The following is a 14,437-nucleotide window of genomic DNA, read 5'->3' as shown; positions in this document are numbered from 1 at the left end:
AATTATTCTATTGTAGAGTAAACAAAATAATTACTCGTAATGTTTGCTTACAGTGTGTGTAAATGCAAAAAAAACGCCCACAAGATATGTGAGCGGCTTTTGGCTTATAATTTATACGTGGTGCGTATTTCGCTTATTTCACTTCTTCGAAATCTACATCGGTAACACCATCGTCGTTTTTAGGTTGAGAACCACCTGCGTTAGCTCCTGCATTAGGATCGGCACCGGGTTGTCCGCCTGTTTGGTTGTACATTTCCTGACTCAATGCCTGGAACAATGTATTCAACTCGTTCATAGCAGTGTCGATAGCGTTCAAGTCCTGAGCTTTGTGAGCGTCTTTCAGCTTATTCAAAGCATCTTCGATAGGCGCTTTCTTGTCGGCAGGAATCTTGTCACCCAGCTCGTTCAGTTGTTTTTCTGTCTGGAAAATCAATGAGTCGGCTTGGTTCAGCTTGTCGATTCTTTCCTTTTCTTTTTGATCGGCTTCGGCATTAGCGGCAGCTTCGTCTTTCATACGTTGTATTTCGGCATCGCTCAATCCTGATGATGCTTCGATACGGATCGATTGTTCTTTGCCTGTCGCTTTGTCTTTTGCAGACACTTTAAGTATACCGTTGGCATCGATATCGAATGTTACTTCGATCTGAGGCACACCACGCATTGCCGGTGGAATACCGTCGAGGTTGAACACTCCGATTTGTTTGTTGTCGCGAGCCATCGGACGTTCACCCTGCAATACATTGATCTGTACCGAAGGCTGATTGTCGGCAGCTGTAGAGAACGTTTCACTCTTGCGTGTAGGTATGGTTGTGTTAGATTCGATAAGCTTGGTCATCACACCACCCATAGTTTCGATACCTAATGACAGTGGAGTAACGTCTAACAGAAGTACGTCTTTCACATCACCTGTCAATACCGCACCTTGTATGGCAGCACCTACGGCTACTACTTCGTCGGGGTTAACTCCTTTTGAAGGAGCTTTTCCGAAGAATTTTTCTACTTCGGCCTGTACGGCTGGTATACGTGTCGAACCTCCTACAAGGATCACTTCGTCGATATCGGAAGCCGATAATCCTGCGTCTTTCAATGCATTACGGCATGGTTCTACACAAGCGCGGATCAATGAGTCTGCCAATTGTTCGAATTTAGCACGTGTCAATGTTTTTACCAAGTGCTTAGGCATACCGTTTACAGGCATGATGTACGGCAGGTTGATTTCGGTTGAAGTAGTGCTCGAAAGCTCGATTTTCGCTTTTTCGGCAGCTTCTTTCAAACGTTGAAGAGCCATCGGGTCTTTACGAAGGTCCAGTCCTTCTTCTCTCTGGAATTCTTCAGCCAACCAGTCGATAATAACGTGGTCGAAATCGTCACCACCTAAGTGAGTATCACCGTTGGTTGATTTCACTTCGAATACCCCATCACCCAATTCAAGGATCGAGATATCGAATGTACCTCCCCCTAAGTCGAATACTGCTATCTTGAGGTCTTGGCTTTTCTTATCGAGACCGTAAGCCAAAGCTGCTGCTGTAGGCTCGTTCACGATACGTTGTACTTTCAGTCCTGCAATCTCTCCGGCTTCTTTAGTCGCCTGGCGTTGCGAGTCGTTGAAGTATGCAGGTACTGTAATCACAGCGTCTGTAACTTCCTGTCCTAGGTAATCTTCGGCTGTTTTCTTCATTTTCTGAAGTATCATTGCCGATATTTCCTGTGGAGTATATAATCTTCCGTCGATGTCTACACGAGGTGTATTGTTGTCACCTTTCACTACTTTGTAAGGTACACGTCCGAGTTCGTTTTGTACCTGATCCCATGTTTCACCCATGAATCTCTTGATAGAGAATATGGTTTTTTCGGGGTTTGTTATGGCCTGACGTTTGGCCGGATCACCCACCTTACGTTCGCCACCCTCGATAAAGGCAACGATAGAAGGCGTAGTGCGTTTCCCTTCGTTGTTGGCGATAACGATAGGTTCGTTACCTTCCAATACGGCAACACAAGAGTTTGTGGTACCTAAGTCTATTCCAATTATTTTTCCCATTGTATTATATATGTTTTTTATTTGTTTATTTTTTTCGGTTTTGATTTGAATGTTGCCTCCAGAGGTTTGTTCTCCGAAGACACTAGGGTTTGTTCAAATCTTGTGCCAAAAATAAGATGGGGTAGTGATGTGACATTTTGACAGAAATCGGAAGGACTGTTTTGATAGAAAAAAATAAGACAGAAACCTTTTGAAGTCTCTGTCTTTATGCTCTTTCATTCAGGTGCTGAACGGATGTTCGCATTGATGACATTTTATTTTCAGCCCGTGATACCTGAGCCTGTCGCCGAATGCTGTTTTACCTTCAGCTTTCGGCGCAAAGTAGATGTCGGTAACCGAATCTGTTGCTGTGCGATAGTCGATATATAGGCGTTCATTATTGATATCTTCTAATATCCTTTCATTTTTGTCTAATGATTCGACACAAATAATACGGCATTCTTGTTCTTCTTTAAAAGCGACATGCTTTACCAGATATCGCAAGTGGATAAGCAGGTCGCAGATAGTTTGTTCGACCTTTTTCTTTTCCTGCTCATCGGTAATGGAAGAAAGGAGCTTGTTTATCTCTTCCTGTAGTTCGCTTAGTTCTTCGCGGACTTTATCTGTCGTGGATTCTATTTCTTTTTTATATGCCTTATATTCGTCTTTTACCGTTTGGTTTATTTCTCTGCCTGTATGTAGTTGTTCTCTGTAAAATGTGTAATCCTCTTTATGTCCGACCGATATAACCTGTCGGGTAGTAGGGTCTAAGTAGATACAACGATAGAGGGATTCATGTTCGTTTTGTATATCTTCTTTTATTTCTGTTTTTATTTCATCAACAGGCGCTTCAGTAAGACTGCTAGTAAAAAGAGCTTTATTGATAGTTATATCTTTATTGAAGAAACTTTTATTAAAAACTAAGCTTAGTCCTGTTGCTTCTTTATTCTCTTCTTTACCATACAGACGAAACTGATTCAAACTGTCGGGGTTAAAAATAAAACTGGCTACAAATGCTTGATGTTCATCCGAAATGCAATCTTCCCTAATGCCTAAATATGTAAGAAGAGGCTTTCCTTCACCCGGATCGTTTGCTTTGGCTACCGTATTCAATTGCATGGGAGAATTATTTAGAAGGAGTTGCTCAGCTACCCACTTTTTTGTGTAATGTGCTACTTGGTTTTCTATATTTTCGGTGTCAATATCTACAAATAATTGTTGAACTATTGACATCGATTTTGAATAAATATTAGTTAGCTCTTTTCTGTATAGAGAATCTTTGGGTACTCTAGAAGAGAAAAAAGAATCAGAATCAGCATTGAGAATATTTGTAACAATTTTTTGAATCTCTTTAGCATTATCAGTATCTCGAAAAGTATATATTTCTAAGATTGCTTTATTAAGTTCAAAACATTTTTTTTTCAAGTTTGTCAAATGCTTTTTCTTTATTGTATATGAATATTAATGCATCGTTAATATATGTAATGTCTCTTTTTTTTATTGCTATACCTTCTGCTACTTCAAATTTTAATCTTGCATTAGTAATATCTCCCCTTTTGAAATATAGTGAAGCAAGATTTTTTAGAGCAATAAGGTTATATGGAGAACGCTTTAATGCTTTTAGATAGTATTCTTCTCCTTTGTCTAAATCCCCTTGCTCATCATACACAAGACCTAAATTCGCTAGAATTCCACTCATCTTTGGGGCTAGATCAAGAGCTTTTAATAGATAAAACTCAGCAGCTTTGAATTCTTTCAATCCAATATTAGCTGATCCTAAGTTAATATATGCCCCCAAGTCTTTAGGGACAAGTTCTATCACCTTTAATAAGAGCTTTTCGGCTTCTTTGTATCTTTGAAAAATAGCACCATGTATATATGCTGACCTTGATAAAATATCACTATCCTCAGGTTCTTCCTTCAAATATATCTCATATTGTCTTATGGCTTCCTGATAGTTTTTATTATCATACGCTTCATGTCCTAACCTCAAAGCTTCTTTAGCTTCGGGGGACAATGGGGGGAGTTCTGTTTCTGCCATAGTTTTGGTGTTAAGAAAAAAAATCGTGTTAATTCTAAGTTCAATAATATACAGGTAAATATACGATAAAAAGTACAATCGTAAAGCACTCCCGAAAGCGAAAAAGCCCGTGATCTCACATCGCAGGCTTTTATTACTTAAAAACAACACTTTTTTTTGAATAAACACCGGACCTTCGAAGTGTGAAAGTCCGATGTATAAACGCTAGTGAAGAATAATAGTTCACGAAAAAAATAAAGCCTCCCGTTACAGAGAGGCTTTGTTGTTAAAACAGAGAATATTTGTGTCTTATAAAATGATAGAAGGGCCGTCACCGGCAGACTTAATAGTTCCGGTTCTGTATAAAAATGTACTTTCACCGTATTGGTTTACAGAATATACTTTCACATCCAGATATTTAGGTGTGGTTCCTATAGAAACAGCTGTTTCGACGGTAATACTTGCTCCGGTTGAAGTTCCTATGATAGTTCCTCCGGATACCTCCCATCGATAACTTGTTGCACCATTAGCAGGAGCTACAGTAAATGAATATTGAGATCTGGAGTTAAATATTTTATTATTCGTTTCGAATCCGATAATATTAGTAGGTGTTGCAGGCTTACCTATCCAAACAGAAGAATGTTCGAAACTAAAATTATTCCCATAGAATGTAACAATGGCTTTGACACGTGCATAGCCATTACCTGATACTTTGAAGGTGGCTTTAGATACCCCGTTGCCGGAAGTAAGAGTTGCATTTTGTATTGACTCCCATTTTATCTGCGTACTAGATAGAGGATTTACTCCTATAGTATAAGTAACATCTGTGCCTGAGCCGACAGCTGTAGAAGATGCCGAAATTTGAGAGTTAGCAGGATACAAGTATCTTATAGCAACAACATCGTAATAGGAGAATCCTTTCCAAGTTGTAGCCATTTTATAATTCATTATAGAATTAATATCGTTATCACTCATATTAGGACCTAAACCACCACCGGACGGAGTTCCCGGAATCAGGATGCCGGGATTGTTACTTTTAGTCTCGCTTAGCTCCAAGTTAAAGTCGGTATGTAATAGCCCTAATGTATGACCTAACTCGTGTACTATTGCATATTTTTTTTCTAAAGAAGAATAACTATTCGATGTGGAATTGACTTCAACATAGCTTCCCGGTTTATTATTAGAGGGTGTAAGAGCACGGGCAACCCATGTTCCGCTTACAGTTGTATATTTGATTTTAATGTCAGGATTAGCTACTGTAGTCAATGTAAATTTGACTAAACATCCGGGTATGCTATTCCATTCATTTATAGCGGATTGTGTTGCATCTCTCCAGCCCGAGTCTGACCCTATGTTTGGCATAGATGAATCGAATCCGACAGAGATATTAGAAACATTTGCCTGGCTAACAAGATTTGTACTTCTGCTTTGCCGTAATGTTAAAGAATCGTTCGAAGAAGACGTGTGTCTCCGGAGTTGTTCTTTTGACAAAATAATATCGCCTTCAACGACATAGCTATCCCCTAGATCTTCGATATTTGTGATATCCATTCCCAACTGTTTTATCAGTGCGAGATCTCCTGAAATATCACCTGATGTTTGCGGAGAGTTTCCATCTTCAATCGTTTCGTTCTGGCAAGCCGATACTAATGCTACGATCAGTAAAATACAGAGAGGTTTAATAAATTTCATAGTTTGTAAAAATTTAGGTTTGAAAATTAGTGTCTGTATGCAAATATGTCCATTAAAAAAAGAAGAGACTATAACCAAAAACTAAAATTATACTCATTTACGACATACGTTCGGAAGCCCGCAACAGAACAGCATTTGAACCGGGAGATAAGGAGTTTTAAACAGTAAATAGTATTTATTCCGCAGATAATTGCTAATTTTCGCAAAAAGACTGACAGATGAAGATTTTTATAGAAACGGAACGGCTCATTTTGAGAGAAGTAGATTACGTAGACGAAGATGATCTGTATGAAATGGACTCCGATCCCCAAGTTCATTTGTATATCGAAAACAAACCTGTAAAATCGATTGAGGAAGTACGGCCTGTGATCGAAATACTGAAAAAACAATACCGCGAATACGGTATAGCCCGTTGGGCGGTAACCGACAAATCGACAAAAGAATGTGTCGGCTGGGCAGGACTGAAATATTTTAACGAGCCGTTAAACAATCACACCGATTTTTACGAACTCGGATACAGATTTAAGAGAAAACATTGGGGAAAAGGTTTTGCGACCGAATCGTCGGTAGCGATATTGGATTATGGATTCGAAAATCTGAATCTCGATATAATATATGCAATAGTTAACCCCGAAAATGTAAAGTCGAAAAATGTACTGGCTAAATTGGGTTTTGACTTTCAGGAAACATTCGACTACAATGGTGTTCAGATAGATTGGCTCGAATTGACAAAGGCGGCTTGGGAGAATCAAAAGCCGAACCTCTGACAAGTATCCGGTTGCGGAGACAAGAGCCGGCCGGCAAATACGAAGGTTAAAAGAAAAAGCTGTAGTTATAACCAAAAACTAAAATTATACTCATCTGTCGTATACATTTGTTTGCGACGAAAAACGAAAAAGCCCGTGATCTCACATCACAGGCTTTCGCTACTTAAAAACAACACTTTTTTTTTGAATAAACACGAACCTTCGAAGTGTGAAGGTCTGATGTATAAACGCAAACGAGGAATAATGGTTCACTCAAAAAATAATAAATATTTTCGATGAATTATATACACAATAGAGTAAATGTTTGTAAAACAGAATTTTAATATATTTCGATTGCGAAAATATTAGTACAAAATTCTCGCAAAAAAAATCACTGATTTAAGCAGAATAAAAAATAAACCTCTTTTTTTAGTAAAACAAATCACCGTACTCATAATTTAGAGTACGGCGATTTATTGGATTAACGGGACAACGCCCCATCTAAAAGTAATTGAGAGTAAAGTTGAATGATGATTTTGAGTGAAAAAAGTTAACCTATTTCAATCTTTTTAACCTTGTCTTCTATCACCTTATCCATTTTATTGAGGTGGATATTCAGTATACCATCCTTGTGTTTAGCCGAAATATGTTCGGCATCGGTATTATCGGGCAGGATAAAACTTCTGGAGAATGACGAAGCGCTGAATTCCTGACGGATCAGGCGATTGTCTTTGTCTTTTTCTTCCATCCGGTTTTCCTTCTTAGCCGAAACGGTCAATACATTGTCCTCCACCTTAATATCTATATCGCTTTTGTCGAATCCCGGAACAGACAGGTCGATGTCGAATCCGTTCTTATTTTCGGTTACATTGGCAGCCGGAAAATTGTTACTTTCAAAAAAGTCGGTAAAGAAATTGTCGTTGAATAATGATGGCAGAGTGTTTCTCCTCGAATCAAATCTTCTTAAAAAGTTAGTCATCGTAAATTCCTCCTATTTTTTTATTAAACAATCTATTCATTGCAGAATCCGCCGTTACGGTTCACTTATACGAGCCGTTTTGGTGTGTTCACCATCGGGCGGCTTCCGGCAGTAAAATGGCAAACAGCGTGCCCGAATGTGTACCCGTGAGGTTTAAAAAAGTTTAAAACAGGCTGTAATATATTGTCAATTAATAAATTATTTGAGAGATGTGAGTTTCTGTCAAAGGGTTGGTAATAAGACTGTTTGTCAGAAAACAGGACATCTTTTCAGTGACAAATTTTCAGAATCGTACCATTCCGCCTGCCGAAGTTTATCTATAACGTAAAAAACTGAAGCTTATGGAACGAAAAGACCTGCCCCGGTACATCGGGCAACGCATCCAACAATATTACGGCATGCCCGAAGCGGGCGAATTTGTGTCGCCAACAGCCCGTCTCGGTAAGATTGTCGAAGACCTGTCGGTGAAGCTGAAAATGTACAAGCAGAACCCCAATGCCAATGACGGTTATATCCGCCGCCAGTCGGAACTGATATGGAACCTGCTGGAGATACACCGCCAGCTGGAGACGCTCGAACCCCTCGATATATGGACGGAGATCAACCAACGGGTACAGCGTGTGGTGGCTTTCGACGACAGCGATCTGGTGACGCTGCTGTTTCCGCTGAAACCGCAATTGCCCGAAATGGGAAAGATCAGTTCGTGCCTGATCAACCTGACCGACCAGCCTGATGACGTAATCCGTAAGAATCTGTTGTATGCAATTGGATTACAGTGATATTGCCCGTATCTGCGGACAGGCTCCCGAAGTGGATGCCGGTGAGGTGGGAGTGCCTCAGTCCGACCTCGTTGCCGAATGCCAGATAGACCTTTCGAAGGAGATTGCCGAGCCTTTGCCGTTGCTTTCGATAGGCGAGGGGGTACTGTTTTCCGAAGGCAATATATCGACTATCGGAGGGGCTGCCAAGTCGTGCAAAACCTTTCTGGTTTGCCTCCTCGCAGCCCGTATGCTCGACCATAATATGCAGGCGAGAGTGTTGGTGGTCGACACCGAAATGGCACGCCACAGCACCCTTAAAACAGCCCGCCGTATACACCGCCTTGCGGGATGGGATCCGCGATTGAACAACAACCGTCTGAAGGTATTTTCGCTGCGCGAATACAGTGCTGCCGAACGTACTGCCATCTTTACACAGATAGTGGAGAAGTGGCAGCCGTCGCTCGTCTTTCTCGATGGGGTGAGAGACTTGGTTCGCGACTTCAATTCGGCCGACGAGAGTAGCGAAACCGTCAATCTGCTGATGCGCCTCACCACCCTCCACAACTGTCATATATGCTCTGTGTTGCACGAAAATAAGGTCGGTGGACAACTGCGCGGACATCTCGGAACGGAGATCGTAAACAAGTCCGAAACGGTGCTCGGTATCAGCCGTACGGGAGGTGTGTCTACCGTCCGTCCGCTCTTTACCCGCAACCGTCCTTTCGACGAATTTCATTTCCTGATCAATGATAAGGGATTGCCCGAAATGTGCGGGAAGAACGATGTTAAGACGAAAACGGATAGCGTTTTGTATGAACATTTCGAACGTATATTTAGTACCATAAATTCTCTTTCGTATGCCGACTTACGTAACAGGCTGATGAAATGCCAGTCGATTAGCGCACGTACTGCCGAAAGGAAGATAAAGGAAGCTATAGGGCAACAACTGATAGACAAAAATAGTAATGGCGAATATTGCCTGTATCCATCCGATGAAACAATACAATATCAGTTACCGTTATCGGTTTAGGCATCTCTTTTTTTACCGTCACCGAAAGCCGTCACTGACTACCGTCAACCGTCACGTATATATATATACGTGACGGTTGACGGTAAGTAGACGGTGACGGGCAAATGCCGGTAGATATATACTTCTTTTAGTGTTTATATTGTTGATATATAGGTGCGTATGTTTTTGGTAAAAGATGAAGTAACCGACAGAAACTACCGTCATCTACCGTCCGGAGTTGACGGTCGGTAATGACGGTTGTACGGTAAAGGTTTGTATCTATATCAGAACATTCCTAATAGATAGAAAACTAAAAAGATAATACCAATAATAATAGGTACAACAAATGCCGAAATACCTATAACGTAGAATACTAAAGCTGTTCTGTCTTTATTTAACAGCTTGAATACAAATGCTATTATAAGAAAGAAAGGTATCGAAAGAAAGAAATATTCCATAATTATTTTCCTCTCAATGTATATCTATCACACCGCCTTCGCAGCCTTTCAGGGTGCCATCGGTAAGTTCGTAGCCCATAACGTACTGACCCGGTATATCGTTCGTGTTACCGATACCGAAAGCCTTGTCGCACCTTACGAACCCGAAACGGCTGTAATAGAGCGGATAACCTACCACGAATACCGAACCGAATCCCATCCGGCGTGCTATCTCAAAGCCTTTGCAGACCAGAGCCGAACCGATGCCCGTGCTGCGGTATTCGAGCAATACCGATAGTGGCGATAGCATCAGGGTATCGGTCTTCTGCCCGTCGCTTCCGGTGATGTATATACGGGTGAACATAATGTGCCCGACAATCTGTCCGTCGTGCTCGGCAACCAACGCAAGCTGAGGAATGTAACCGTCACTTTTGCGAAGATCTTCGGCATAGTCCTGCTCGTCCCCGTCTTTCACTTCGGCAGTAGCAAAAGCCGTTTTGATGAGGTCGTAAATCGTCGCAAAGTCCGAGGGGTTCTCGTGTCGTATTCCGAAAGGTGTTATCATAACATGCTCGTTTTTTTTCTTCAGATAAAAACAAATATACGATTAAGAGTTTGTAATGAATTTTTTCGCTAAAATTTAAACAGACTCTTAATAAAAATCCCCATACAATTTTATAACAGAAGTAATCTAAACGGATGCCCCAATTGTTATATATTCATCGGCCCCGATATGTCAAAATATAAACTTGTTGTATCCGGTCGATAGAAAATAATAAATATTAAATACTTGTTGTAATAAATTAATTATTAGATGTTTATTTTTATGAAAGGAAGATCTTTTAGGTTGGTTTTTGTTAAAAATGACTGATGAAAAAGTTAATACGATAGATAAAATTGAACTATATGACAACACTATTGTTTTAACGATATAAGACAAAACCATAGTGATTAGTGTTTGTAAAAAAAATGTTGTTTTAAGTTGAAGAAGCCTGTGATGTGAGATCACGGGCTTTTTTTATAACATTATTTAAGGTTTGTTTGTATATTAGTCATACATTTGAATAGACATGCCTGATGCACGGTAATATGCCGACAACGGAATCCTGTCTTAACTTAAAACAATTACAAACTAATAACATGAAAAATCGCCGTATTTTACTAACTGCACTGCTGTCTTTAGTCGTTGTAACACTGTCAGCACAAGATAATTACTTTACATTTAACGGTACAGCCGATGTCAAAATGCGATGCTTAGCCCGAGGAGCCGGAGGCAGGGCAATAGTGCACGATGTAAATAATACTCTGGTTCTTAATTATGCCGGAGACTTTACTGGTGGAGTGAAAATAGGAAGTAATCTGACCGTACAGGAAAAACTCACAGCAAAAAGTCTGTATTTAGGTCCTACATCTATCACAGACGGCTGGAATAGAACGGATTTAGAGTACCGAGGGCATACACTGCGCATAGCGTCACCGACAGGTATGTCGACTCACAACCAGATTGAGATATATCCCGGAACTAATGCCAATGCATTGAGATATACATCTTTTCAGATGTTTACGAGTACTACACATACCGATTTCAAAAATGTAGTACAAATACATACCAATGGAGCATCCTATTTCAATGGTGGCAATGTGGGCATCGGCACCGCTACTCCCAAAAATAAACTGGATGTAAACGGAGTTATCCGTGCAACTGAAGTAAAGGTCGAAACAGGTTGGGCAGACTTTGTCTTTGCCGACGATTACAAGCTACCGACCCTTAAAGAAGTGGAAGCCCATATAAGCGAACACCGCCATCTGCCCGGCATCCCATCCGAAGCCGAAGTGAAAGCCGAAGGCGTAAGTCTTGGTGATATGCAAGCAAAACTTTTACAAAAGATCGAAGAGTTGACGCTGTATGTAATAGAACAGAATAAAGTTATAGACGAACAAAAAGAGATGCTTAAAGAGCAAAACCAACGAATCAGCATTTTAGAAAACACAAAATAAACTATCATAATGAACATAAAAACACTAACTGTTACAGCTTTTTGGAGTGTAGTAACCTTAAATTCTTTTTCACAGACGATAAATACACTTAATATTACCGATTGGGGAACAATGAGATATTCGGGGTTTTATGAGTCTGTGACCAAAAACTCGTTAAATACACCGAATCAGAATTATGATTTTTTCTGGGGTCTTAATATTGCACATTCTACAAATAAATCAATGGGCGAAAGACCTTATTATTGGGGAGGGCAAATGTTATTCGGTATCAACCGCACTAATTCTCCTGCAGCGGTATATGTCAGAAGCACCAATGAACAGGGAGCAGGTCCGTGGGCTAAAGTATTGACCGATAAAGGAGAGCAGCAGATAGACGGCGATTTAAAGGTGTATGGCAAATCCATTTTATCTAATCTGCATCTACCTGTGGCAGAGACTATAAATGGTTGGTCTTATACCTACCTAAAGTATGCAGGTCATTCGCTGGTAGTAGGTTCAGCAGCAGGAGTACATGCATTTAACAGGCTCGAAATCAAACCCGGAGGCTCTGATAAAGGCTTACTGCATTCCACGCTGTGTATGTTTGTTTCGCCTTCTACGGGAGTTCATGTCGAAAAAATACGATTACTAACCAATGGCAGTTCTTTCTTCAACGGTGGCAATGTAGGTATAGGTACTGAAACACCTCAGAATAAGCTCGATGTAGTTGGTACAATCCGTGCAACGGAAGTAAAGGTCGAAACAGGCTGGGCAGACTTTGTCTTTGCCGACGATTACAAACTACCGACGCTTAAAGAAGTGGAAGCCCATATAACCGAGCATCGCCATCTGCCCGGCATCCCATCCGAAGCCGAAGTGAAAGCCGAAGGAGTCAGTCTCGGCGATATGCAGGCAAAACTTTTACAAAAGATCGAAGAATTGACGCTGTATGTTATTGAGCAAGATAAAAAACTCTCGGAACAGGCGCAGCAAATGAACAAGCAGAACGAAGAGATACAGCAGCTTCGCAGCGAGCTAAGTTTCGTTAAGTAGTTTTAACTAATAGTTTAACATAATCATCAAGAGCGGCTGTATTGCTTCGGATTCATACCCGTATGCTCTTTAAATACCCTCGAAAAGTGGCTTAGGTTGGTAAATCCCAGTCCGTAGCCGACATCAGATACCGAAAGCTGCCCTTCCTTCAACAGACGGGCAGCTTCTTTCATCCTGAATGCCTGATAATAACTGAAAATACTGTTACCGAAAATCTGCCTGAATATGCGTTTCAGTTTCGACGGGCTCATATTGGCCGTAGCCGCCAGGTTTGCGATAAGTGGCGGAACTTCCGGATGCTCAAGTATTTGTTCCCTCACTCTGTAAATAGTTTGTATGTCACGGATATTCAGCGGATAAAGGTGTTTTTCGTCCCGTTCCTCCAGTTGCATCAATAGCCTGCAAACCAGTTCTTCCGCCTTAATGCGAAGAAAGAACAACGCGAATGTTTCGTTAACCTGTTCATTCACAATCTCGTCTATTATCTTCTGTAAAGCAGGATGAACTATCTGCTCGAAAAGCAAAGGTTGTGTATTTTCGAGAAGGCTTTGCAGTACAGGCGACTTTTCGGACGACCCGAACAGGCTGTTCAGATAATCGGCATCTACTTCTATATTAATAGCTTCCGTTTCGGTATCGATCGGAATAACGGTATCGGTATTCATGCTGCTGGTCGTAATCAGTACCGAAGGCATTTTTGTTACCTGTAATCCTGTTTTAGATATAATATTCTGAAACTTAAAGAGTATCATTCTGCCCGGAATATCAATGTCGGGATTTTCGACAACCAAATCCTCGTTCAGCTTATAGTTCATGATAAGCATCCGGATATGATCATCAAAAATATAACCGGCGCAATATCCACTGCCTGATCCTTCAGGGATTTGCAGCCTTCCGCCCACTATTTTAGTCCCCAGCATATGGGCAAGCCTTCGGAGTATGGCAGGTTCGGTCTGTTGTCTGTATTCTTTCATGAAAGTCTTTTTCGACTATTAATGTGTCAAATATAGGTATTTTATCTCTAAAAGATATAATAGTTTTGTGATATCAATTAAGTAGGAATAAATCATGGAAATACTAACGCGCCTAAAGGCTTGTTCTTCATTTTGCCTTGATGCAAAACGAAGCAAACAGCAAAAGGACAAAATTAGAAGAACGCTTTATGATGACTAATTCATACAAAAAAGTAAAAAATAAACAAGAGTATAAATATGCTGTATGTCAGTAGATTATTGGCGTGTATTCCTTCAAAAAGCTATATGGTGCAAAAAAAAATATCGTTTTCTAATAAAATATTTTTCGGCTCATGTTGTCTACATAATTAGAGAGCTCTCAATAAAAAATAGAATTAAAACATAAAAACAGTAACAATTATGACAACAAGAGATTTTGGAATGGGATTCATCGGAAGAGGACATTTTGGTAACGACGAAAGAGCAAAAATCAAAGAAGAATGGTCTAAAATGACCGACAGCGAAAAACTGGAGTTCATGAATAAATGGATGGAAGGTGCTGACAGGCACGAAGACCGTTTTTCGATAGAAGCGATAGATTCGCGTTGCGAAAAATGGATGAATATGTCTCGCGAAGAAAAAGAGGCATTCCTCACCGAAAAAAAGAAAGCCATGGAAAACAGGATGCACGGCATGCACCGTGGCTTCGGTTTCGGCTTCGGACAATGAACCTTCAAAAAACAGTAGTAACTAATAAAGCCGGTTGCGAAATACCATCGTAACCGGTTTATAA

14 protein-coding genes are annotated in these 14,437 nt (G+C 40.5%); 6 read left to right on the top strand and 8 right to left on the bottom strand.

Annotated elements, in window-relative coordinates:
- Positions 1–133: 133 nt before the first annotated feature.
- The 4 genes from dnaK to BUC12_RS07165 form a co-directional block, all read right to left on the bottom strand.
- Positions 134–2,038, bottom strand: a complete 1,905-nt coding sequence (gene dnaK / locus BUC12_RS07180) for a molecular chaperone DnaK (protein WP_062181460.1) — start codon at positions 2,036–2,038, stop codon at positions 134–136.
- A gap of 219 nt (positions 2,039–2,257) precedes the next feature.
- Positions 2,258–3,250 (bottom strand): DUF2971 domain-containing protein, encoded by a 993-nt coding sequence (locus tag BUC12_RS07175; protein WP_139262022.1) that lies wholly within the window; start codon positions 3,248–3,250, stop codon positions 2,258–2,260.
- Between the two features lie 172 nt (positions 3,251–3,422).
- Positions 3,423–4,058, bottom strand: coding sequence for a tetratricopeptide repeat protein (locus tag BUC12_RS07170; RefSeq protein ID WP_062181453.1), 636 nt, complete (start codon positions 4,056–4,058; stop codon positions 3,423–3,425).
- A gap of 288 nt (positions 4,059–4,346) precedes the next feature.
- Positions 4,347–5,729 (bottom strand): M57 family metalloprotease, encoded by a 1,383-nt coding sequence (locus tag BUC12_RS07165; RefSeq protein ID WP_062181450.1) that lies wholly within the window; start codon positions 5,727–5,729, stop codon positions 4,347–4,349.
- 218 nt (positions 5,730–5,947) lie between these two features.
- Between BUC12_RS07165 and BUC12_RS07160 the strand changes: the two genes are divergently transcribed.
- On the top strand, positions 5,948–6,496 hold the full coding sequence (locus BUC12_RS07160) for a GNAT family N-acetyltransferase (protein ID WP_062181447.1): 549 nt from the start codon (positions 5,948–5,950) through the stop codon (positions 6,494–6,496).
- Between the two features lie 529 nt (positions 6,497–7,025).
- Here BUC12_RS07160 and BUC12_RS07155 read toward each other — a convergent pair.
- Positions 7,026–7,454: an Hsp20/alpha crystallin family protein gene (locus BUC12_RS07155; RefSeq protein ID WP_062181443.1), complete on the bottom strand. Its 429-nt coding sequence runs from the start codon at positions 7,452–7,454 to the stop codon at positions 7,026–7,028.
- Between the two features lie 341 nt (positions 7,455–7,795).
- Between BUC12_RS07155 and BUC12_RS07150 the strand changes: the two genes are divergently transcribed.
- Positions 7,796–8,233, top strand: coding sequence for a hypothetical protein (locus BUC12_RS07150; protein WP_062181440.1), 438 nt, complete (start codon positions 7,796–7,798; stop codon positions 8,231–8,233).
- The gene (locus BUC12_RS07145) at positions 8,214–9,245 is read left to right on the top strand and encodes an AAA family ATPase (RefSeq protein ID WP_062181438.1); all 1,032 of its coding nucleotides are present in this window, start codon (positions 8,214–8,216) and stop codon (positions 9,243–9,245) included. The genes BUC12_RS07150 and BUC12_RS07145 overlap by 20 nt, the downstream gene beginning before the upstream one ends.
- A 263-nt stretch (positions 9,246–9,508) precedes the next feature.
- Here BUC12_RS07145 and BUC12_RS20015 read toward each other — a convergent pair whose 3' ends face one another.
- Positions 9,509–9,682 carry a hypothetical protein gene (locus BUC12_RS20015; protein WP_157257543.1) on the bottom strand — a complete coding sequence of 58 codons (174 nt, stop codon included), beginning with the start codon at positions 9,680–9,682 and terminating at the stop codon, positions 9,509–9,511.
- Positions 9,683–9,695: 13 nt separating this feature from the next.
- The gene (locus BUC12_RS07140) at positions 9,696–10,226 is read right to left on the bottom strand and encodes a GNAT family N-acetyltransferase (protein WP_062181435.1); all 531 of its coding nucleotides are present in this window, start codon (positions 10,224–10,226) and stop codon (positions 9,696–9,698) included.
- A 575-nt stretch (positions 10,227–10,801) separates the two neighbouring features.
- Here BUC12_RS07140 and BUC12_RS07135 point away from each other — a divergent pair.
- The gene (locus BUC12_RS07135; protein ID WP_062181432.1) at positions 10,802–11,659 is read left to right on the top strand and encodes a hypothetical protein; all 858 of its coding nucleotides are present in this window, start codon (positions 10,802–10,804) and stop codon (positions 11,657–11,659) included.
- 9 nt (positions 11,660–11,668) lie between these two features.
- Positions 11,669–12,691: a hypothetical protein gene (locus BUC12_RS07130; protein WP_062181429.1), complete on the top strand. Its 1,023-nt coding sequence runs from the start codon at positions 11,669–11,671 to the stop codon at positions 12,689–12,691.
- 26 nt (positions 12,692–12,717) lie between these two features.
- Here the strand turns inward: BUC12_RS07130 and BUC12_RS07125 are convergent, their stop codons facing one another.
- Positions 12,718–13,665, bottom strand: a complete 948-nt coding sequence (locus BUC12_RS07125; protein WP_062181427.1) for a helix-turn-helix transcriptional regulator — start codon at positions 13,663–13,665, stop codon at positions 12,718–12,720.
- A gap of 399 nt (positions 13,666–14,064) precedes the next feature.
- Between BUC12_RS07125 and BUC12_RS07120 the strand changes: the two genes are divergently transcribed.
- Positions 14,065–14,373, top strand: a complete 309-nt coding sequence (locus BUC12_RS07120) for a hypothetical protein (protein ID WP_062181424.1) — start codon at positions 14,065–14,067, stop codon at positions 14,371–14,373.
- The last annotated feature ends 64 nt before the right edge of the window (positions 14,374–14,437 follow it).

It is taken from the genome of Indolivaga macrotermitis (assembly GCF_900128985.1).
In the GTDB taxonomy this organism is placed as follows: Bacteria; Bacteroidota; Bacteroidia; order Bacteroidales; family Dysgonomonadaceae; genus Dysgonomonas_A; species Dysgonomonas_A macrotermitis.
Note: the sequence above shows the minus strand (reverse complement) of the source record. Positions and strands in the feature narration are given on the sequence as shown.

Bases quoted from the DNA above. Each gene is read 5' to 3' on its own strand.
- dnaK (WP_062181460.1), bottom strand. From the start codon at position 2,038: ATGGGAAAAATAATTGGAATAGACTTAGGTACCACAAACTCTTGTGTT.
- BUC12_RS07175 (WP_139262022.1), bottom strand. From the start codon at position 3,250: ATGTCAATAGTTCAACAATTATTTGTAGATATTGACACCGAAAATATA.
- BUC12_RS07170 (WP_062181453.1), bottom strand. From the start codon at position 4,058: ATGGCAGAAACAGAACTCCCCCCATTGTCCCCCGAAGCTAAAGAAGCT.
- BUC12_RS07165 (WP_062181450.1), bottom strand. From the start codon at position 5,729: ATGAAATTTATTAAACCTCTCTGTATTTTACTGATCGTAGCATTAGTA.
- BUC12_RS07160 (WP_062181447.1), top strand. From the start codon at position 5,948: ATGAAGATTTTTATAGAAACGGAACGGCTCATTTTGAGAGAAGTAGAT.
- BUC12_RS07155 (WP_062181443.1), bottom strand. From the start codon at position 7,454: ATGACTAACTTTTTAAGAAGATTTGATTCGAGGAGAAACACTCTGCCA.
- BUC12_RS07150 (WP_062181440.1), top strand. From the start codon at position 7,796: ATGGAACGAAAAGACCTGCCCCGGTACATCGGGCAACGCATCCAACAA.
- BUC12_RS07145 (WP_062181438.1), top strand. From the start codon at position 8,214: ATGCAATTGGATTACAGTGATATTGCCCGTATCTGCGGACAGGCTCCC.
- BUC12_RS20015 (WP_157257543.1), bottom strand. From the start codon at position 9,682: ATGGAATATTTCTTTCTTTCGATACCTTTCTTTCTTATAATAGCATTT.
- BUC12_RS07140 (WP_062181435.1), bottom strand. From the start codon at position 10,226: ATGATAACACCTTTCGGAATACGACACGAGAACCCCTCGGACTTTGCG.
- BUC12_RS07135 (WP_062181432.1), top strand. From the start codon at position 10,802: ATGAAAAATCGCCGTATTTTACTAACTGCACTGCTGTCTTTAGTCGTT.
- BUC12_RS07130 (WP_062181429.1), top strand. From the start codon at position 11,669: ATGAACATAAAAACACTAACTGTTACAGCTTTTTGGAGTGTAGTAACC.
- BUC12_RS07125 (WP_062181427.1), bottom strand. From the start codon at position 13,665: ATGAAAGAATACAGACAACAGACCGAACCTGCCATACTCCGAAGGCTT.
- BUC12_RS07120 (WP_062181424.1), top strand. From the start codon at position 14,065: ATGACAACAAGAGATTTTGGAATGGGATTCATCGGAAGAGGACATTTT.